Genomic DNA, 18385 nt, shown 5'->3' on the forward strand with positions numbered 1-18385 from the left:
GCATAGGTAGCCGCTGCCACGTCCAACGTACGGCCGGTGACCCGGCATTGGCCTGTGACGCGTCGGGGCGTGGTGGCGGAGCCGCAGGAAGCTCCGCCACCACGTCCGGATCAGGACCTGCCGGAGGTCAGAACTGGAGGGACCAGCCGTTGATCCGGCCGACGTCCGACGACGCGACGTCCCGCACGCGCAGCTTCCACGTGCCGTTCGCCACCTCACCCGAGGCGTCCACCGTGTACGTGGTGAGGACGTTGTCCGCGCTGTCGCTGCTCGAGTTCTTCACCCGGAACGCGGTGCCGTCCGGTGCGACCAGGTCGATCACCAGGTCGCCCCGGTAGGTGTGGGTGATGTCCACCCCCACCTCCAACGCGGCCGGCGCGTTGCCCGCGACTACGGTCACCGTGATCGGGCTCTCGACCGTGGTGAGGTCGGGGATGGCCACGTCCGTCGGGTTCTCGAAGCGGGCTCCGGGCGAGGTGCCCGTACCGGCCAGGGTCCACAGGGCGTAGGCGATGGCATCGCTGTTGCGGTCCAACGCGGTGGCGTTGACGTTGGCGGTGGTGTCGCACGACCGGTGGTAGCAGCGGTCGAAGGCGACGCCCGACGTGCCGCCCCACTTCTGCGCCTGGGACGCCGTCTTGATCACCTCGGCGCCGGTGAACGTGCCGCCGATCGGGATGCCGGCCCGTGCGAACGCGGCGTGGTCGGAGCGACCGCCGACGGACGTCAACTCGGTCGGCACGCTGAACGCCGCCTGCAGCGTCTGCTGCAACAACAACGACCCGCTCGGCTGACCGGAGGCGCTGTAGACGAAGTAACCGGGGTTCGGCGACCCGATCATGTCGAAGTTCAGGTACCCCTTGACCTTCGACCGCTCGGTCGTCGGCAGGCTGTTCACGTAGTGGTTGGAGCCGACCAGACCCAGCTCCTCCGCACCCCACCAACCGAAGCGGATGTGCTTCTGCGGGGCGAAGCGCAGTCGGGACACGGTCAACGCGACCTCCAGCAGGCCCGCCGATCCGGTGCCGTTGTCGTTGATGCCCGGTCCGGAGCTCACGCTGTCGAGGTGGCCGCCGAGCATCAGCACGTTGTTCGGGTCGCCGCCCGGCCAGTCGGCGATCAGGTTGTACCCGGTGGTGCCGTTGTAGGTGAACTGCTGCACGGACGTCTGGTACCCGGCCGCGTCGAGCTTCGCCTTGACGTGGTTGATCGACGCCAGGTAGCCGGGCCGGCCGTGGGCCCGGTTGCCGCCGTTGTTGTTGGCGATCGTCTGGAAGTCGTTCAAGTGCGCCTGGACGTTGGTCAGCGAGATGTCGGGCACGGCCAGTGCGTCCACCGGGGCCGCGGTAGCGACGGGTGGGCTCAGCAGGGCCGCGGCGAGCACCAGGGCGCTCGCCAGCGGTGTCGTCCTCTTCAAGGACATGGCTGCCTCCGCAGGGTGTAGGGAAAGCCACGCCTGAGCCTGAGGCGCAGGGACACCGTGCGGTAGCGACTTTCGTAGTCGCACGTTCGGACGCACCTGAACGATTCCGTGCGCTCGATAACTTCAGTGTTGAATGAAAAAAGGTCTACTGCTGGGCGCGTTGAGCGCGAGCCCGGCGCTTGCCCTCGTGCATCGCCTGCACGCGCGCCACCGGGATGGTGTGGCCCTCGGCCACCAGGTCGTCGGGCAGCTCCTGCGGCGCGGGCATCCGCGCATTCCAGCGGTCGTCGTCCCCGAGCAGCGCGACGGCGGTCCGCACGGTGAAGTCGGCGGGCGTCACGGAGTCGAGGTCGTCCCAGTCCACGGGGAACGACACGGTCGTGCCCGGCCGGATCCGCGGGCTGTACGCGGCGGCCACGGTCGAGCCGTACGCACGCGTCGAATCGAGGAACACCCGACCACCCCGGTCGTCCTTGATGAACGCGGTGGTCGCCAAGTCCGGGTCCAGGCGCTCGGCCCGTGCCGCCAGCGCACGCGTCGCGGCGGCGACATCGTGGTCGACACCTTCCACTGGCACGAACACGTGCACGCCCTTGGACCCACTCGTCTTCACCACACCGGACAGCCCGTCTTCCGCCAACGCCCGGCGGACGAGCTTCGCCGCCGCCACGACCACGTCGAACCCGGCGCCCTCCGGCGGGTCGAGGTCGAGCACCAGGTACGTGGGCCGGTCGAACGCGTCCGCGAGCCCCAACGTGACGTGGTACTCCACCGCGCGCTGGTTCGCGAACCACAGCAGCGTGCGCCGGTCCTCGCACACCGCGTACCGGATCTCGCGCTTGGACGACTCCGCCCACAGCGTCACGCTCGGCACCCACGGGGGCGTGTACTTGGGCAAGTTCTTCTGGGTGAACGGCTCCTGCCCCGGCCGTACCCGCATCACCGACAGCGGGCGTCCCGCCAGCCCGGGGATGATCCGGTCCCGCACCGCGTCCAGGTAGTCGACCAGGTCGCCCTTGGTCGCGTCGGCCCCGTCGAACAGCGGCTGGTCGAGGTTGGTCAACGCCACGCCGTCCCGCTCTTCACCCATCGCACCACCCTTGCCGTTCGACGCGCTCCCGGCAAGCCGGACACGGCCCGTTCCGCGACGGAGCGGGCCGCGCCGAGGGCTCAGGAACCGCCCCGAGCACTGCGATGTCGAGTCGACGGAGTCGGGCGGGGTCGGCGATGACCTCGTAAGCGGCGATCCGGCCGTGCCGGACGGCGACGGTGAGGGCGAACCGGAGCCGTCCTCGTGGGGCGACGACGATGCCGACCCGTCCGTTCACCAGGGCCGTCTCCGCGTGGTGGGCGTTCGAGGTGAGGGCGACGGTCTCGCGGGCGACGGTGGGTGCGCCGCGGACTTCGGTGGCCGCGCCGGGCGGCACAGCGATGGGGTCGGCGCGGCGGACGACGTCGGGGTCGAGCACGGCGATCAGCGCGTCGAAGTCGCCCGCGCGGGCGGCGGCGAGGAACGCCTCCACGACGTGCCGGTGGCAGGTGACCTCGGCTTCGTCGACCACGGTGGTGCCGCGGACCTTGTGCCGGGCGCGGCTGGCCAGCTTCTTGGTGGTGGCGGTGCTGCGGCCGACGATCGGCGCGATCCGGTCGAACGGCACGGCGAACGTGTCGTGCAGGATGAAGGCGATCCGCTCGGCGGGTGCGAGGGTGTCGAGGACGACGAGCAGCGCGCGCCCGATCGAGTCGGCCAGGACCGCCTCCGTCGCGGGGTCGTCGTCGGCCGGCGTCTCGGGCAGGTGGTCGACGGTGTCCTCGCGGCGGGTCCGGCGTTGGCGGAGCACGTCCAGGCACACCCGGGAGACGACGGTGCGCAGCCACGCGGCGAGGTTGTCGACCTGGTCGGCGTCGACCCGGCACAACCGCAACCAGGTCTCCTGGACGGCGTCCTCCGCTTCGGGCAGCGAGCCCAGCATCCGGTGGGCCACCGCGCGCAGGTGCGCGCGGTGCTCCTCGAACCGGTCCGAAAGCACGTCGCGCATCGGTCCCCTTCCCGCCTCGTCCACCCGGTGGACGAGGCGGGAAGCCGAAAGGTGACGGGCGATCTCCTCGACTGCCGGCCGTGGACGTGGTAGCCAGGTGTCGAGTCACGGCCGCCGCCGGAGACCCGAGGAGATCGATCGCATGGGGAATCGTCTTGCGGCGGTGGGCGTCACACTCGTCTGCCTGGTCGCAGTGCTCGTCGGCCCGGCCAAGGCCGCCGCGGCGGAGCTGTCCGCCGCGTTCAGCCGGTCGTCCGTCTGGAGCACGGGGTACGGCGGGCGGGTCGTGGTGACCAACACCGGTGACGCGGAGAGCACCGGCTGGGTGGTGGAGTTCGACCTCCCGCCCGGTTCGACGGTGGCCAACGCGTGGAACTCGGTGCTCACCCGGGACGGGCAGCGCCACCGGTTCGCCAACGCGGGCTTCAACGGCCGGATCCGGCCTGGCGGCACGGCGAGCTTCGGGTTCACCGTCTCCGGTACGGGCCTGCCGACCGGCTGCACGGTCGACGGCGTGCCGTGCGACGGTGGGGGTCAAGCTCCCGACACGTCCGCGCCCACGGTTCCCGCGAACCCGCGGGTGACCGGAGTGACGGCCGGTTCGGTGTCGTTGGCCTGGGCCGCGTCGACCGACGACGTCGGCGTCGCCGACTACCAGGTCCTGCGCGGCACGACGGTGGTCGCGTCGACCACGTCCACCTCCGCGACCGTCGGCGGCCTCCTGCCCAGCACCGCGTACGCCTTCACGGTGCGGGCGCGTGACGCGGCGGGCAACACCTCCGGCGCGAGCACCGAGGTCACCGCCACGACCGGCGCGGGCACCGGCGGAGGGTCCGCTGTGGACGTCTCCACGGCCGCGCAGCTCCAGGCCGCGTTGGCCGCCGCCACGCCGGGCCAGACCATCCGGATGGCCGCCGGTGTGTACCGGGGCGCGTTCGCGATCACCCGGCCGGGTACCGCCGCCGCTCCCATCACGCTCACCGGACCGGCGGACGCGGTGCTCGTCAACGACGGCCCGTCCGGTTCCGGGCCGGGCTGTCCGACGCCGACGCCGGGCTGGGACCCCGGCTACGGGCTGTGGCTGCACGACGCGCCGCACTGGAACCTGGCCGGGTTCACCGTGCGGGAGTCGAAGAAGGGCATCGTCGCGGACAACTCCCACCACACCGTGATCGACCGCGTGCACGTCCACCACGTGGACGAGGAGGCCGTGCACTTCCGGCGCTCGTCGGCGGACAGCGTGCTGCGCGACTCCACGATCAGCCACACGGGTCTGGTGCAGCAGGGGTACGGCGAGGCGGTCTACATCGGGTCGGCGAACTCGAACTGGGCGTGCCACGGCAACTCCGGCGGCGTCGACCGCAGCGACCGGGTGCAGGTGCTGGGCAACCGCGTCGGGCCGGGCGTGACGGCCGAGCACATCGACGTCAAGGAAGGCACGGTCGACGGGGTGATCAGGGGCAACACGTTCGACGGCACCGGGATCTCGGGTCAGAACTCGGCCGACTCGTGGGTCGACGTGAAGGGCATGGGCTACCTGATCGAGGGCAACACCGGCACGTTCGCCGCACCGGGGACGTTCGCCAACGGCTACGAGACGCACAACCCGGTCACCACGCCGTCGTTCACCAACGGTTGCGGCAACGTGTGGCGGGACAACCGGTCCGACCTGGGCGGTGTCGGCCAGTACGCGATCCGGATCACGTCCACGTCGAAGTGCCCGGGTGTGCCGAACGTCGTGCACGCGTCGAACACGGTGACGCGGGCGGTGAACGGCCTGACCAACATCCCGGTCACGCCGTGAGCCACCGGGCTACCGGTCGGTAGGTTGATCGGCTAGGTTCCGGGCGTGACCCAACCGAACGCGCAGGCGCACGTCGATGTCCATGCTTCCGCGGACGAGGTGTACGCCCTGGTGAGCGATCTGCCCGGGATGGCGGCCATGGCCCAGGAGTACTCCGGTGGGCGGTGGCTCGCCCCGGCGGCGGGACCGGCGGTGGGCGCCCGTTTCGCCGGGTCGAACCGGCGCGGCTTCCGCGTCTGGCGCACGGTCTCGACCGTGACCGACGCGGAGCCGACCCGGTTCGCCTTCGACGTCCGTTCGCTGGGGCTGTCGGTGGCGCGCTGGCAGTACGACATCGAGCCGACCGACACCGGCTGCCGCGTCACCGAGAGCACCTGGGACCGCCGGCCGGCGTGGTTCCGCCCGCTCTCCGTGCTGGCGACCGGTGTGCGTGACCGGAGTGCGGAGAACCAGCGCAACATCGAGAGCACGCTCGCGGGGCTGAAGGCGGCGGCGGAAGGGGCGCGGGGTGTGGAGTGATTCCTCCGACGAGGTCGACCTCCGCGTGCTGTCGAACACGGGAGCCCGTCGTCCTCGCCGGAGACCGGGCCGCTGAGCGTGCTCTACACCTCGGTGCCGCTGACGAACTCGGAGCACGACTGGCTGGAGCTGGGCTTGTTCATCGGGCACCAGCACGCGCGGAGTCTGCTGGTGTCCGCGTCGATCGAGGTGTGTTGTGCGTGCCCGCAGGACCAGGCCGGGCTGATCGAGGTCATCCGCGGCCGTGCGCTCTCACCGACCTGGACGGCGACCGCCACCACCGCGAGCTGCTGCCCGCCCGGACGGTGGCCGTACACCTGGACGGCGACTCGTTGGCCGAGTTGCGTGCGGTGCGCGCCATCGACGGCGGCGCGTCCGGGCTGTACGACGGCGTGCTCGCCCACCTGCCGCGGCGCGGCGGAACTGGGAGCCCGGTCCGCTCAGCCGACCGCGGCTGTGCACATCCTGAATTGCATTTCCGCCTGTTGATCGAAAGCGCATTCCGGTCCGTTTGGTTAGGCTTCCCTCAATGTTTTCGTGTTGCGGCACCCGGTGGTCGGTGGCAACGTCGCAGGTCCCGGAGTTGAGCCAGAGGAGCGGTTATGGCCACCACGGAAATGCCGGCTGTCAGCGAGTGCACCGTCACGGGTTGTTCGTACAACCACGATGGTTGTCACGCTTTCGCGATCACCGTCAGCGGGGTCAACGGCGCCGCCGACTGCGGAACGTTCATCCCGCTCGCACGAAAGGGCGGTCTGCCCAAGGTCGTCGCCCAGGTGGGGGCGTGCTCGCGCACGGACTGCGTCTACAACGAGGACTTGGAGTGCGCCGCGTCCGGTGTGCGCGTGGGGCCCGGCCAGGGCGACCACGCGGCCAACTGCCTGACCTACACCAGGGGCACCGACCGGGCCGCGACCCCGACCATCTCCTGACACGGTCCGCGCACGACGTCCCCGGCCTGCCGGCACCCCTCAGAGCTGACCGACCGGCAGCGCGGCGGACAGCGGTCCTACGCCGTCGGCGGTGGTGCGCCGCCACCACCAGCGGTGGCGGACGCCGGGTTTTCGGGCGCCGGGTCCTTCGGAACGGGTCCACCGTCATCCACCGCGGGACCGACGCCCGGCCGTGAGTGCGCCGCCCAACGTCCGCAGCCGGTCATCGGTCCGGACCACCTGCTCGGCGACCACGTCGAGCGCCCGGTCCAGGTGCGGTCGCACGACGGTGGCCCAGTCGCCGTCCCGGTCCCGGGCCTCCTCTGTCGGCTCCGGGAACACGATGCGACCGCGTACACCGCGGTTCCCGCTGAAGGACGCCGTGCCACGCGAACTGGTGGACGCCATCCGCGCGGTGGCGTCCGGCGAGGCGTGCTGGACCCGACCGTCGCGAAAGGACTCATCCGCGAGTTCGCCGCCCGGCCGCGCCACCAGCTGCCGACGTCGGCGGAGTTGGGGGAGCTGACGCCGCGGGAGCGCGAAGTGCCGGTGCTCGCGGCGCACGGGTGGTCGAACGAGGAGATCGCCGGGCACCTGGTGGTGGGCGAGGCGACGGTCAAGACCCACCTGGGTCGGATCCTGATGACGCTCGGGCAGCGCGGCCGGGCCCGAGCGATCGCCGCCGCGTTCCACAGCGGCCTCGTCGCACCGGGCAGCTGTCCGCCGCCCGCCGGTCGCGTCCGGGACGGCTAGGATGCCGGGGGTGACGATCACCATTCCCGGCTTCGGTGAGCTGACGCCGGTGGACCACACGCCCGAAGGTGTGGCGTGCTGGAACGCGACCGCCGCCGGGACGTCGGTCAGCGTGCTGGTGGAGGAGCCGGCCTCCACCGACGACCTCGACCTCGCGTTCATCGGCTCGGTCCTCGACGAGCGCGAACGGCTGCTCAAGACCGCCCGCGAGGCCGTGGACGAGCACCTGCGTGATCGCCCCGGCTACGGCCCCGACGCCGTCGCCGAGCCCGAGTTCACCTTCCACCCCGGCCGTGACTGGCTGGTCCGGTTCGCCGAGTGCAGCGTGCCCGGCCTCGGCGAGTTGGGGGTCGTGGTCGTGTTCAACGGCGCCGACGTGGTCGGTGTGGACGAGCTGACGGACGTCGAGCTCGACGACGAGTGACCGGGCGTGCCCCGCCGGGTGGCTTACGCCCCTGACCCTGTACTTCCTACTCAGCACTCGGTGGCTTCGGTGCTCCGTGGCTTCGGTGCTCCGTGAGGTCGCCGGGCGATGCGTTGCCAGGCCGCCGGTCGCTGTGCTGTCATCGGTGGACCGCCGCGTGGAAAGCGTTTTCCGTGAAGGGAGAACCGATGCGCGTACTGGTCCTCGCGGCCCTGCTCGCCTTGGGCGCCGCCACCGCTCAGGCGTCGGCCGCACCAGCTCAGGCCGCGGCGATGGACTACTGGCAGTACGTCGCCACGTACGAGACCGAGCAGGAGTGCGAAGAGGCGGGCCAGGACAAGCCCTGGGACGTGGACGAGCACGTCTGCTGGAAGTACGGCGGCTGGGACCTCTACTGGATCTTCCCGACCTGAGCCGCACCGGGGACGGACTGGGCGAAGCGGAACACGTCGTCCGGGTCGTAGTGTGACTTGACGGCGCGTAGGCGGTCCGCGTTGGCCCCGTAGTACGCGGTCAGCCAGTCGTCCTGGGCCGGGTCGGGGAAGTTCGGGTACACCCGACCCGTGCCCCAGGGGTGGAGGATCGCCCATGCCGCCGCCAGCCGGTCCAAGACCTCCTGCCCACGCCGCGCCGCGCCGTTCGGGCCGACCAGGACCGTGTGCTTCACGAGGAACGCCTGGTCGCGGTGGGCGAACGCGGTGGCGTCCGGCGCGACCCGCCCGTAAGCGCCGCGCCACGGCGTGAACGCGACCTCCCGCAGCTCACCGTGCGCACGGCCCGATGCGAAGTGCGCGAGCAGCGCCGACACCGCCTCGTCGGGCAGCGGCCGGTCGAAGAACTCGGTCTTGGCGGTGGACATGCCGGGCCGGTCGTGGACGAGCGGGATGCTCACCGGATCGCGGGCGACGGCCGAGTGCGGCGTCGCGTGCAGCAGCGCGGCGTCGGTTGGGGACACGTCGACCACCTCGGCGACCACCGGAGCGACGCCGAAGCCGGCCGGAACACCGAGCCAGTCGCGGTCCGGCACCGCTCCGACCAGCACCACCACCGGCTCGTCGTCCGGGGACTCCGGCGCGAGCAGGACCAACTCCACCGACACCCCGTCCGGTGCGTCCGGCGCCCACCGCTGCCACCAGTCGACCAGGGCTGCGGCGTGGCGGAAGTCCCACGTCATCCGGAGGTGGGTGCGGGGCCGGGCGGGCACGGTGCGGAACGTCGCACGGGTGACCACGCCGAAGTTGCCGCCGCCCGCGCCGCGCAGCGCCCAGAACAGGTCGGGCTCCCGGTCCTCGGACGCCTCCACGACGTCCCCGGACGCCAGCACGACCTCGGCCGACACCAGCGCGTCACAGGTGAGCCCGTGCAGTCGGCCGTGGCTCCCGAACCCGCCGCCGAGCGCCGCGCCGACCACCCCGACCGATGGGCACGACCCGACCGGGACCAACCGGGCCGACGACGCCAGCGCCTCGGACAACCGGCCGATGCGGACGCCGCCGCCGACCGTGACCAGGTCACCCGACACGGACAGCGAGTCCGACGGCGTCAGGTCCAGCAGCAAGCCGGTCGTGCTGGAGTGGCCGGCGTTGCTGTGCCCGCCACCCCGCACGGCGAACGGCCACCCGCGCTCCCGGGCCAGTGCGAGAGCGGCGGCGACGTCGGCGGCGGACGAGCAGCGGGCGACCGAGCGCGGCAGCACCTCGTGCGGCCGTCCGATGAACTGGCCGCGGGACCACGCGTACCGCGGATCGTCCGGACCCACCAGCTCAGGCATCGGCGTACATCCGGCTCTGCAACTCCGACAGCTCCGCGTACCGGCCGCCCAGGGCCAGCAGCTCGGTGTGCGTGCCCTCCTCGGTCAGCTCCCCCTCGTGCAGCAGGAGGATCCGGTCGGCGTGCCGCACGCTGGCCAGCCGGTGCGTGATGAGCACGACGGTCCGGTCCTCGGCCAACGAGCGCAGCGACTCGTACACCGCGAACTCGGCCTTGGCGTCCAACGGCGCGGTCGGCTCGTCCCAGATCAGCAGCGGCGCGTCCCGGTAGAGCCCGCGGGCGACGGCGAGCCGCTGCCACTGGCCGCCGGACAGCTCCACCCCGCCGCGGAACTGCTTGGACAGCAACGTGTGCCAGCCTTCGGGCAGCTGGTCGACCACCTCGCCCGCGCCCGCCTGCGCCGCCGCGTCCAGCGTCGCGAGCCCGTCCGGGTCGGGCCGGTCGTGCCGGCCGACGCGGACGTTCACCCGAGCCGTGTGGGGCCACCGGACCGGGTCCTGGAGCACCATCATGACCCGGTCGGCGACCTGTGCCCGGTCCACCAGCGCGATGTCGTGCCCGCCCCAGCGGACCGCGCCGGACGTCGGCGTGTACAGGCCGGCGATCAGCTTGGCCAGCGTGGTCTTGCCCGACCCGTTCGCGCCGACGAGGGCGATCGTCTCGCCGGGCTCGATGGTCAGCGACACGTCCCGGACCGCCGGTCGGGTGCTGCCGGGGTAGTGGAACGTGACGCGGTCCAGCGTGACCCGGCTGGGATCGATCGGGGCGTCGACGCCGTCGCGTTGCGCCGACCGCGCGGCGGAGGCCAGGAACTCCTGGTAGTCGGCGACGTACATGCCCTGCTCCACGAGCTGGTTCGCGGCCAGCACCAGCCGGTTCAGCGCGCTCGTGGCGACCCGGATCGAGATGGCCGCGGTGCCCGCCACGGCCAGCGGCACCCAGCCGTACCGCACCAGGCCGCCCAGCACGACGTAGGTCACGGCGAGGCCGAGCCCGGCGAGCGCACGGCCGACGCCGCGGACCCTGGCCTGCGCGGTGGCGAGCCGGACGTCCTCGTCCCGCAACGGGTCCGCCGCCACCCGGTACTCGTGCAGCACGAACGGTTCGGCCTGGTAGGCGCGGATCTCGGCGGCGGGCTCCCGTTCGGTGGCGAGACCGGCCACCATCTGCACCCGCCGGTCCAGCGCCACGGTGCGACCGACGCTCGCGTAGGCGAGCTTCGCGGCCCGCTGCACCGCCCACCCGTCCGGGATCACGGCCAGCAGCAAGACCGGCACCAGGATCGGGTGGAGCACGGCGAGGCTGCTGGTGGCCGCGACGATGCCCAGGGTGGCACCGAGCAGCTCGACCAGGTTGTCGGCCGCGCGTTCGAGGTAGAACAGGCCCCGGTCGCGGGCGCGGTGCATCCGGTCGTGGAAGCGGGCGTCGTCGAACGCGGCCAGGTCGGCGGCGAGACTGGCCGCGTACAGCCGTTCCTCGGCCAGTCGCCGCACGGCGGGCGTGATGCGGGCGTGGGCGAGGGACACGCCGACGTCCATCGCGCCGCGCAACCCGAACGCCGCGCCGACCAGCAGCAGGTCCGGCAGGGCGGCCAGCACCCGTTCGGCGGTCGGTCCGCTCGCCAGCAGCTCGGTCAGCACGCCGGCCGTGGCGAACAGCCCGAACGCCGCCGCGAGCCCGGACACCACCTGCATCACCGCGACGGCCAGTGCGGGCAGCGGTGCGGCCTGGCGGATCATGGCGAGCACGGGCCAGGTGGCGGCCGGCAGGCCGCGCAGCACGTGGCGGGGTGCGGTCGCGGCGGTGTCGTCCAGCTGCCAGTGCGGGGTGACCAGCGCGTCCTCGCGCGGATCACCCTCCTCGGCCGTCACGCCACTTGCCCCTGCCGGCCCCTTCGCGCCGTTCGACCCGGTCGTGTCGGTCACGTCGGACCGTCGCCGAGCAGCAGCACGGACGGCAGGTCGCAGTCCGGGTGCATCCGCAGCAGTTGGTACGCGATCCCGCCCGAGCCGGACATGATGCTCGGCGAGTACACCTCCCGGGCCAGGCCGGTGGTCGGTCCGTTCGCCTCCAGGCTGCCGATCACCATCGCGTCCACGGTCGTCCGGTCCAGTCCGTCAGGGGCGACACCGGCGTCGAGCGCGGTCGTCATCAGCTCCCACGTGCCCGTGTCGCCGTGGCACAGCGTGTGGGTCCACCCGATGCCGTCACGCAGACCCGAAGCCGCCGCGCGGCGCAGCACTTCGGGGTCCTGCGTGGCCAGGCCGACGCCGACCGCGCCGTGGCACCAGGCCGCGGCGATCGTGTTCGGCTCGCGGGGGTCCATCCACGCTTCCCGCTCCCGGCTGTACCAGGTCTCCTCGAACGCCGCCGCGCCTTCGGCCAACGCCGAGAACCGGCGTTCACCGGTGACCGCCGCCAGCTCGCCCAACGCCCACCCGATGCCGGTCGCGCCGTGCGCGAAGCCGCCGATGCCGTTCGGCCAGTTCGGCGCGCCCCACCGGACCAAGCCGCCATCGGTGCGGGCTTCGGACACCAACCGCCGGCCCGCGTCCGCCGCCAGGTCCACCCACTTCGCCTGACCGGTCCGCTCGGCCAGCATCAGCAGGGGCACGATCGCGCCCGCCGTGCCCACGACCACGTCCGGACCTTCGCTCGCGGCGATCGCGGCGGGCATCTGCTCGGCCAGGAACTCCGCGTCGTCGAGGCAGTCCAGCCCCAGCCGGTGCAGCGTCAGCCAGCACCAGATCTGCGAGCCAAGCCCGATGTACCCGCCCACGGGATCGGGCCTGCGACGGGTGTGCTCCGACTGGGCAGCCCACCACCGCTGGGTCAGCTCGGCGGTCCGCACGGTCCCGTCCAGCAGGTCCGACACGTCGTCCACCGGGTCGACACGGCCCGCCGCCACCTCCCGGCGGTAGGCGGCGAGCAGCACGGCCACACCCAACGTGCCGCCGTACAGGTCGGGCGTGAGGGGAGTGGTCTGCCACCCGGACCGGTCCAGGATCGGCGCGAACCACGTGGCCGTGCCGTCGCTGCCCCGGATCGCTTCCCGCGCCAGCTCACGCATCACCTCGGCGGCCAGCGCGCGCCGGCGCGCGTCCAGAGAGGACCGATCGGGTGGCGGAGCGGTCATCCGGTGCAGGTCCGGTTCCCCGCCCTGGTTCAGGTAGGCGCTGACCAGCGCGGCGTGCGTGACGCGGCGTTCCAGCGCGAGGTCCGCGGTGCGCCAGTTGTGCAACGCCAGCTCCACCTGGTCGACCCTCGGCCCGCAGACCGTGCCGCCGGGCGTGTGCAACCAGCCCTCGGCGGGCGTGGTGGTGAACACCGGGATGTCGCCGTTCAGCAGCTCGGCGACCTCGGCCGCGTGCACGTCCGGGTCGCCCGGTCCGCGCGTGTTCATCGAGTGCCGGGCCAGCAGCGCCCTGGCCTTGCGTTCCGCCGTGTCCTGGTCGTGCAGGCCGGCCGGGTGCCACAGCATCCGGGCCAGCTCGGTGTACGACTCGGTGTCGCGCACGATCACCCGCACCACGCAGTCGGCGAACGCCGCCAGCAACGGCGCCAGGTCACCCGCCTGGTCCAGCCGCGTGATCCTCGCCGCCATCTCGTCGAACCCGGCCACGACGCGCGGCCAGTGGCGGGCCAGCCGGGGGTGCGGGCTGGGCAGGTTCCGGGTCGGCGGCAGCTGCTGCGGCACGATGACCACCCGCGCCTGGTCGGTGCCGGCGCCCACCAGGTCCGGCATCCCGACGTCCGGCTGCTCGCCGGGCAGCCCGCCCATCGCGGACCCGTCCACGCCGCGCCAGCCCAGGCCCGCGCCGCGACCGGGCAGCAGACCGGTCCGCAGCACCGTCCCGTTCAGCTGCTCGGCGATCAGGTCGGTGGCCTCGCCGGCGCCGGTCGGCGGGTGCGGCGGCCGTGGCGTGAAGACGCTCTCGCAGTCCACCACCACCGGCACGGGTCCGCAGGCGATGATGTTCTCCGCGTGCAGGTCCGTGCCGGACACCAGCCGCATCACCGCCAGCCAGTGGCCCAGGTTGCGGTAGAAGACGTCCAGCTCCGCGTCCGTCTCGCAGTACCGGTGCGCCACGTGCTCGGCCCAGCCGTAGCCGTCCGCCACGATCGCGCGCGGCACCCGGATGCCGTCGCCGTCGCCGGCGGTGAGCACGGCCAGGAACTCCGCCAGCCGCCGGTCCACCTCCATCGGACGGGGCTTGTAGACCACTGTGCCGCCGGTGCAGTGCAGGAGCGTGACGGTGTGGCCGCCGAGGTGGCTGTCACCCGCGCCGAACTCGACCTTCCGCAGCTCTCCGGCGTCCGCGCCGAGCAGGTCCGCCAACCGGGACCGGTCGGCCGCGAAGCGCGACGCCATCGTGTGCACGGCGTCGGCCCGGTTGCCCACGACGGCGCGCAAGCGGGTCACGAGGTGGGGGTAGTGGCGGGTCAGGTCGTCCCAGAACTCCGGCCGGGCCGCCCGTCGCAGGAACTCGGCCCAGCGGCCGGCGGGGTCGGCGGCGGTGAGCCTGCCGGTCACGCGCGCCGCGTTGAGCTCCAGCACGATGACGCGGACGACCTTGCGCCGCACGGTGTCCAGCACCGCTTCGCGGGCGGCGTCGAGCACGGCGTCCGCCTCGGCGGCGCCGAGGTCGGCGACCTCGGCCACACAACGGGCCAACCGGTCCAGAGCGGGACCGATCAGCCAATCCAGGGTCCGGTCGAGCTCGCCGACCTCGTCGATTGGCATCGTCAGCAGCAGTACACCGGGGCGGACGCGGTGCACGACGAGCAGCGGCTGCCCGGCGGGTTGCAGGCCACGATGTCACCCTCGGCGAACTCGCCGTTGGCGAACAGCGGACCGGCGGGGTTGTCCCACTCGTCCAGACCGGCGCGCCAGCGTGCCACCAGTTCCTCGGCGTCGAGCAGCATTGCGGAGGTCATCCGTGCTCCCTTCCTCGATGGGAGCCGGAGTGTAAAAATCCCGTGCACACGGTGGCGCACACAAAAAGTCGCGCTGCGCCGATCAGTCGCGCCCACCCGGTTCCGGGCCGGCCGCGGCGTTGCGCCGAACGGCCTCGTACAGCTCCGTCGTCTCCCGGCTCGGTGCCACGCCCAGCTCCGCGTCGAGTACCCGCACCAGCCGTTCGTAGACCGCGACGGCTTCGGTGCGGCGTCCCGCAGCGGCCAGCGCGGCGACCAGGTGCCGCCAGAACCGTTCCCGCAGCGGGTATTCGAGCACCAGCCCGGCCAGCACGGGCACAAGCTCGTCGTGGAAGCCCAGCGCCAGCCGAACCTCGACCAGGTCTCCGACGGCGCCGATCCGCTGCTCGTCCAGCATCGCGACATCCGGTCGGACCGCTTCGGGCACCGGCACCCCGGCCATCACCGGCCCCCGCCACAGGCGGACGGCCCGGGTCAACGACCGGGCCGCCGAGTGGTGCGCGCCGTGGCCGCGTAACTCCCGTCCCTCGGTCAGGAGGCGTTGGAACAACGTCACATCCACCCCGTCCGGGGGAGCGACCAGCACGTACCCGTCGCGCGAGCTGACGATGCCCGGCTGACCGGCCGCGCCGAGCAGCCTGCGCAACTCGGCCAGGTGCGTGCGCACGTTCGACGCCGCCGACGCCGGCGGGTGGCCCGGCCACAGCGCCTCGATGATCCACTCCAACGGCAGCGCCCGGTTGGCGCGCAACGCCAGCACGCCGAGCAGGATCCGCGCCATCCGCCGCGCCGGGTGGCGCAGCACCCCACCGGACCGCACCACGGGCCGTCCCAGCACCAGAACCGCCATCCGACACCCCTTCGCGGGCAGAACCTCCCGATATACCAGGGGGCGGGTGCGGCGGACACCGACGTTCCCGCACGTTCGCACGTCACTGCGGACCGGCGAAGGCAGCCGTCGCGGGCCGAGGCGTCAGCAGAACTTGCGGAGGATCGAACCGGATGTGCCGGGCAGCGACACCGACTTCACGACCTTGCCGCGCTCGGTGACGTGCGGTCCGCCCAGTCTCACGGTGACGGACCGGCTGCCGGTCGGGTTGGCGTTGACGACCACCGTGCCGCAGGCGAAGTCCCGCCCGAACACGTTGGGCGCCACGGACCGGTAGGGCCCGGCCGGCGAGCCGAGGTCCCACTCGTACTCGGGGTGCCACGGCGTCGCGTCGTCGTAGCGGTCGGTCTGGTGGAGTTCCGCGATCGCGGCCCGCTTGCCGTTGGCCATGAGGTAGCTCGCCAACGCGTACCGGAACGCCCGGTCGTCGCCAGGGCTGAAGTGCGGCTGCACCCAGGTGATCTTGCCGCGGGCCTCGTTGGACGCGATCTCGGCGACCTGCTTGCTCCACCCCTCCGGGTACTCGGGCAGCAGGTTGGTGTCGTCGAACGCCACCCACCACTCGTCGAAGCCACCGTCCAGGTGCTCGGTGTACGCGTCCCAGACGCCGGCGTGCAGGCGGGCGTTGGAGAGGTTCGCGACCGTCTTCAACCCGGCCGCGACGAATTCGCCCCGAGTGTTCGCCAGCATCGACTTGTACGCCTGCTGGAACTCGGCGTCCGTCGGGTACTTCGCGGGGCACACGCCAGGGTGATAAGCGTCGCACGGGAACAGCGCGTTGTCCATGAAGACGCCGTCGAATCCGGAAGCGGTGCTGCTTTCCACCACCCGAGTGGCCCATGCTTCCTGATACGCCGTGTTGCCCACGTCCATCTGCCAATGCCCTGAATAGCCGCTGTACTCGAACCGCCGGCCCTCAGGATCGAGCAGGAACCACTCAGGGTGGTTCTTCTCCGCCTCGCAATAGCCCACTCCGGTGGGCAACCGCGCGTCGTCGACACCGTTGCGGCAGGCATACGAACGGGTGGAGGACAGGTCTTTGTAGACGAACACCCGGACGTCCGGGTTCACCGCCTTGAGCCGGGGCACCATCCAGTCCTCCCAGGCGTTCAGCACGATGTAGCTGCGCCGGCGCGCCTCGATGAACAGGGCGTAGTCCGAGACGGGCGTGCTGTTGAGGTGCAGCCAGAAGGACTGCACGCGCCCACCTCCGCCCGGGGTCGGACCGCCGCCCGCGACCACCGCGGATTCCGACGGGGCGGCCAGGACCGCCGACACCGTCACGGCCACCACGGTGGACAGCAGTATGCGGCTCCGGCCACGTAGCGCAACTCGGCCGCGTTCATCCGGAGTGAGCAGGGACATGTCGACCCCAATCGCGGCGGGGCCTTGTCCTGTACCGACGCGACGACAACGCCGATAGCGATCGTGGGTGAAGGGCACCCGCCTTCGTATTCGATCTGCCCGGATCACCTGCTGTTCGGTGACTACGCGTGCGCCGCGCAGTGGAACCGTTGATCGACGCACCGGTCAAGCACTCGTCGCCGGTCACGTATGAAATACCCGGTCCCCACCTGTTTATTCGGTCGACCACGACGAGATCGCGGCGAACCGGCATCCCTCGAAAAGGGCCGCGCTGTACGTGGTCGACCGGTGACATCGCCGCTCCACCTTCCCGACCTCGCCCGTTAATCACAGGTTCGCCCCGCGTTCTCGGCTCCGGGAAACCGGTCGTCGTGACCACAGAGGGCGTCACGGAGCACGGCTCCGACCACGCGCGTGACCTGGCGGCGAGCCTGCTCGGCTCGATGGGGGACCGGTGGCGGCACACGAGCGCGGTGGCCGCCCGCGCGGCGGACCTGGCCGTGACGGTCGTCGAGGCCGACCGGGACCTGCTCGTCGCCGCCGCGTGGCTGCACGACATCGGGTACGCCGAGCCGGTGGTCGACACCGGCTTCCACCCGCTGGACGGTGCCCGCTACCTGGACCGGGTCGGATGGCCTCGGCGGATCGCCGCCCTCGTCGCGCACCACTCCGGCGCCCGCTTCGTGGCCGAGGTCCTCGGTGCCGGCAGAGCGCTCGACGTCTACGGACAGGAGACCGGTCCGGTCGCGGACGCTCTGACCTACGCCGATCAGACGGTGGACAACGTCGGCCGCCGCGTGTCCGTCCGGCGCCGGTTGGCCGACGTGCTGGAGCGGCACGGCCCCGACTCGCCCAACGCCCGCGTCCACCACCTCCGCCAACCTCACCTGCTGGCCGTGGCCGAACGGGTCGAGGCAAGGCTGGCCACCGCCTGACCACGACGCCGGCCCCCGGGACCGAGGCGCTGCCACCGATCCGGGTCGACCACGGCCGGGCACGCTCCACCTGGCCGGTGGAACAGCCGTCCAGCCTCGTCACCCGGGCAGAGGTCGTCGAGCTCCGCGCCGCGTGCGAGCGGGAGTCGGTGGTGACGACCCGTGCGCTGGACGTCGAGTTGGCTCGCACCACCCTGCTGGACCGCCTGTGCCTGGCGATCCTGTTCGGACAGGGGAGAACGGCGTCCACCCGGGCATGGCGAACCCGTTCGCCCACGTGATGGAGTGCCTGGCCTCCTGCCAGCGGCGGATCAGCTCGCCGAACCTGTTCAGCCCCGGCAACATCGAGGCCGCGCTGCGCGCGCTTGCCCCGGCTCGGCGGCACAGCGTGCTGGACGGCCTGCTGGCACTGACCAACGGCTTGGTCGACGGCGAGAGCACCCCGGCCGAGCGGTGACCATGGACCCCTCGACCGCCGGCGCGCACGCGAGTGCGGTCCACAGCAGCAGTCTCATGGCGAAAGGCTAGGGAGACGCGGGTCACAGCACACCTGAATCGGGCAGAGCTTGAGGTGTGGCACCCACTCCCGGTGAT

General features: G+C 72.2%; 20 protein-coding genes. 9 read left to right on the forward strand and 11 right to left on the reverse strand.

Translation table 11 applies throughout. The features are described from left to right. Window positions 1-127: 127 nt before the first annotated feature. The 3 genes from ACRAKI_RS15440 to ACRAKI_RS15450 form a co-directional block, all read right to left on the reverse strand. Window positions 128-1423, reverse strand: a complete 1296-nt coding sequence (locus ACRAKI_RS15440) for a M28 family metallopeptidase (RefSeq protein ID WP_447007770.1) — start codon at window positions 1421-1423, stop codon at window positions 128-130. Window positions 1424-1568: 145 nt separating this feature from the next. Continuing rightward, a complete protein-coding gene (locus ACRAKI_RS15445) occupies window positions 1569-2513 on the reverse strand; it encodes a DNA polymerase domain-containing protein (protein ID WP_447007771.1) in 945 nt (314 codons plus the stop codon). Next, window positions 2506-3462: a sigma-70 family RNA polymerase sigma factor gene (locus ACRAKI_RS15450; RefSeq protein WP_447007772.1), complete on the reverse strand. Its 957-nt coding sequence runs from the start codon at window positions 3460-3462 to the stop codon at window positions 2506-2508. Before ACRAKI_RS15450 ends, ACRAKI_RS15445 begins: the two co-directional genes overlap by 8 nt. Before the next feature lie 142 nt (window positions 3463-3604). Here ACRAKI_RS15450 and ACRAKI_RS15455 point away from each other — a divergent pair, with 142 nt between their 5' ends. Together ACRAKI_RS15455 and ACRAKI_RS15460 are read left to right on the forward strand one after the other, a co-directional pair. After that, window positions 3605-5266, forward strand: a complete 1662-nt coding sequence (locus tag ACRAKI_RS15455; protein ID WP_447007773.1) for a cellulose binding domain-containing protein — start codon at window positions 3605-3607, stop codon at window positions 5264-5266. A 45-nt stretch (window positions 5267-5311) separates the two neighbouring features. Continuing rightward, complete coding sequence (locus ACRAKI_RS15460) at window positions 5312-5785, forward strand: SRPBCC family protein (RefSeq protein WP_447007774.1); 474 nt, start codon at window positions 5312-5314, stop codon at window positions 5783-5785. An 83-nt stretch (window positions 5786-5868) separates the two neighbouring features. On the opposite strand, the gene ACRAKI_RS15465 is transcribed toward ACRAKI_RS15460, so the two are convergent. Then, window positions 5869-6189, reverse strand: coding sequence for a hypothetical protein (locus ACRAKI_RS15465; protein WP_447007775.1), 321 nt, complete (start codon window positions 6187-6189; stop codon window positions 5869-5871). A gap of 198 nt (window positions 6190-6387) precedes the next feature. Between ACRAKI_RS15465 and ACRAKI_RS15470 the strand changes: the two genes are divergently transcribed. Continuing rightward, window positions 6388-6717 (forward strand): DUF1540 domain-containing protein, encoded by a 330-nt coding sequence (locus tag ACRAKI_RS15470; RefSeq protein WP_447007776.1) that lies wholly within the window; start codon window positions 6388-6390, stop codon window positions 6715-6717. Window positions 6718-6882: 165 nt separating this feature from the next. Here ACRAKI_RS15470 and ACRAKI_RS15475 read toward each other — a convergent pair whose 3' ends face one another. Then, window positions 6883-7059 (reverse strand): hypothetical protein, encoded by a 177-nt coding sequence (locus ACRAKI_RS15475; protein WP_447007777.1) that lies wholly within the window; start codon window positions 7057-7059, stop codon window positions 6883-6885. A gap of 90 nt (window positions 7060-7149) precedes the next feature. On the opposite strand from ACRAKI_RS15475, the gene ACRAKI_RS15480 reads away from it, so the two are divergent. The 3 genes from ACRAKI_RS15480 (at window position 7150) to ACRAKI_RS15490 (ending at window position 8307) form a co-directional block, all read left to right on the forward strand. After that, window positions 7150-7470, forward strand: a complete 321-nt coding sequence (locus tag ACRAKI_RS15480; RefSeq protein WP_447007778.1) for a helix-turn-helix domain-containing protein — start codon at window positions 7150-7152, stop codon at window positions 7468-7470. A 10-nt stretch (window positions 7471-7480) separates the two neighbouring features. Then, a complete protein-coding gene (locus ACRAKI_RS15485) occupies window positions 7481-7894 on the forward strand; it encodes a hypothetical protein (protein WP_447007779.1) in 414 nt (137 codons plus the stop codon). A gap of 188 nt (window positions 7895-8082) precedes the next feature. Further along, window positions 8083-8307: a hypothetical protein gene (locus ACRAKI_RS15490; protein WP_447007780.1), complete on the forward strand. Its 225-nt coding sequence runs from the start codon at window positions 8083-8085 to the stop codon at window positions 8305-8307. Here ACRAKI_RS15490 and ACRAKI_RS15495 read toward each other — a convergent pair. The 6 genes from ACRAKI_RS15495 to ACRAKI_RS15520 form a co-directional block, all read right to left on the reverse strand. Beyond that, on the reverse strand, window positions 8286-9665 hold the full coding sequence (locus ACRAKI_RS15495) for an FAD-binding oxidoreductase (protein ID WP_447007781.1): 1380 nt from the start codon (window positions 9663-9665) through the stop codon (window positions 8286-8288). The two genes, ACRAKI_RS15490 and ACRAKI_RS15495, sit on opposite strands and share 22 nt — an antisense overlap. Next, window positions 9658-11535 carry an ABC transporter ATP-binding protein gene (locus ACRAKI_RS15500; protein WP_447007782.1) on the reverse strand — a complete coding sequence of 626 codons (1878 nt, stop codon included), beginning with the start codon at window positions 11533-11535 and terminating at the stop codon, window positions 9658-9660. Before ACRAKI_RS15500 ends, ACRAKI_RS15495 begins: the two co-directional genes overlap by 8 nt. A 50-nt stretch (window positions 11536-11585) precedes the next feature. Next, window positions 11586-14408, reverse strand: coding sequence for a type 2 lanthipeptide synthetase LanM family protein (locus tag ACRAKI_RS15505; protein WP_447007783.1), 2823 nt, complete (start codon window positions 14406-14408; stop codon window positions 11586-11588). A gap of 2 nt (window positions 14409-14410) precedes the next feature. Further along, a complete protein-coding gene (locus tag ACRAKI_RS15510; RefSeq protein ID WP_063747199.1) occupies window positions 14411-14602 on the reverse strand; it encodes a DUF6229 family protein in 192 nt (63 codons plus the stop codon). Between the two features lie 82 nt (window positions 14603-14684). Then, on the reverse strand, window positions 14685-15452 hold the full coding sequence (locus tag ACRAKI_RS15515) for an AfsR/SARP family transcriptional regulator (RefSeq protein WP_447007784.1): 768 nt from the start codon (window positions 15450-15452) through the stop codon (window positions 14685-14687). 123 nt (window positions 15453-15575) lie between these two features. Then, window positions 15576-16775, reverse strand: coding sequence for a putative glycoside hydrolase family 15 protein (locus ACRAKI_RS15520; RefSeq protein WP_447007785.1), 1200 nt, complete (start codon window positions 16773-16775; stop codon window positions 15576-15578). Window positions 16776-17227: 452 nt separating this feature from the next. On the opposite strand from ACRAKI_RS15520, the gene ACRAKI_RS15525 reads away from it, so the two are divergent. The 3 genes from ACRAKI_RS15525 (at window position 17228) to ACRAKI_RS15535 (ending at window position 18248) form a co-directional block, all read left to right on the forward strand. Then, a complete protein-coding gene (locus tag ACRAKI_RS15525; protein ID WP_447007786.1) occupies window positions 17228-17791 on the forward strand; it encodes an HD domain-containing protein in 564 nt (187 codons plus the stop codon). A gap of 77 nt (window positions 17792-17868) precedes the next feature. Then, window positions 17869-18072 carry a hypothetical protein gene (locus tag ACRAKI_RS15530; protein ID WP_447007787.1) on the forward strand — a complete coding sequence of 68 codons (204 nt, stop codon included), beginning with the start codon at window positions 17869-17871 and terminating at the stop codon, window positions 18070-18072. Continuing rightward, window positions 18048-18248 carry a hypothetical protein gene (locus ACRAKI_RS15535; RefSeq protein ID WP_447007788.1) on the forward strand — a complete coding sequence of 67 codons (201 nt, stop codon included), beginning with the start codon at window positions 18048-18050 and terminating at the stop codon, window positions 18246-18248. Before ACRAKI_RS15530 ends, ACRAKI_RS15535 begins: the two co-directional genes overlap by 25 nt. Window positions 18249-18385 lie beyond the last annotated feature (137 nt).

This window comes from Saccharothrix isguenensis, from assembly GCF_052936305.1.

Excerpts from the sequence above, each read along its gene's own strand:
- ACRAKI_RS15490 (WP_447007780.1), top strand. The coding sequence starts at position 8,083 with ATGCGCGTACTGGTCCTCGCGGCCCTGCTCGCCTTGGGCGCCGCCACC.
- ACRAKI_RS15470 (WP_447007776.1), top strand. The coding sequence starts at position 6,388 with ATGGCCACCACGGAAATGCCGGCTGTCAGCGAGTGCACCGTCACGGGT.
- ACRAKI_RS15455 (WP_447007773.1), top strand. The coding sequence starts at position 3,605 with ATGGGGAATCGTCTTGCGGCGGTGGGCGTCACACTCGTCTGCCTGGTC.
- ACRAKI_RS15450 (WP_447007772.1), bottom strand. The coding sequence starts at position 3,462 with ATGCGCGACGTGCTTTCGGACCGGTTCGAGGAGCACCGCGCGCACCTG.
- ACRAKI_RS15440 (WP_447007770.1), bottom strand. The coding sequence starts at position 1,423 with ATGTCCTTGAAGAGGACGACACCGCTGGCGAGCGCCCTGGTGCTCGCC.
- ACRAKI_RS15445 (WP_447007771.1), bottom strand. The coding sequence starts at position 2,513 with ATGGGTGAAGAGCGGGACGGCGTGGCGTTGACCAACCTCGACCAGCCG.
- ACRAKI_RS15515 (WP_447007784.1), bottom strand. The coding sequence starts at position 15,452 with ATGGCGGTTCTGGTGCTGGGACGGCCCGTGGTGCGGTCCGGTGGGGTG.
- ACRAKI_RS15510 (WP_063747199.1), bottom strand. The coding sequence starts at position 14,602 with ATGACCTCCGCAATGCTGCTCGACGCCGAGGAACTGGTGGCACGCTGG.
- ACRAKI_RS15495 (WP_447007781.1), bottom strand. The coding sequence starts at position 9,665 with ATGCCTGAGCTGGTGGGTCCGGACGATCCGCGGTACGCGTGGTCCCGC.
- ACRAKI_RS15535 (WP_447007788.1), top strand. The coding sequence starts at position 18,048 with ATGGCGAACCCGTTCGCCCACGTGATGGAGTGCCTGGCCTCCTGCCAG.
- ACRAKI_RS15505 (WP_447007783.1), bottom strand. The coding sequence starts at position 14,408 with ATGCCAATCGACGAGGTCGGCGAGCTCGACCGGACCCTGGATTGGCTG.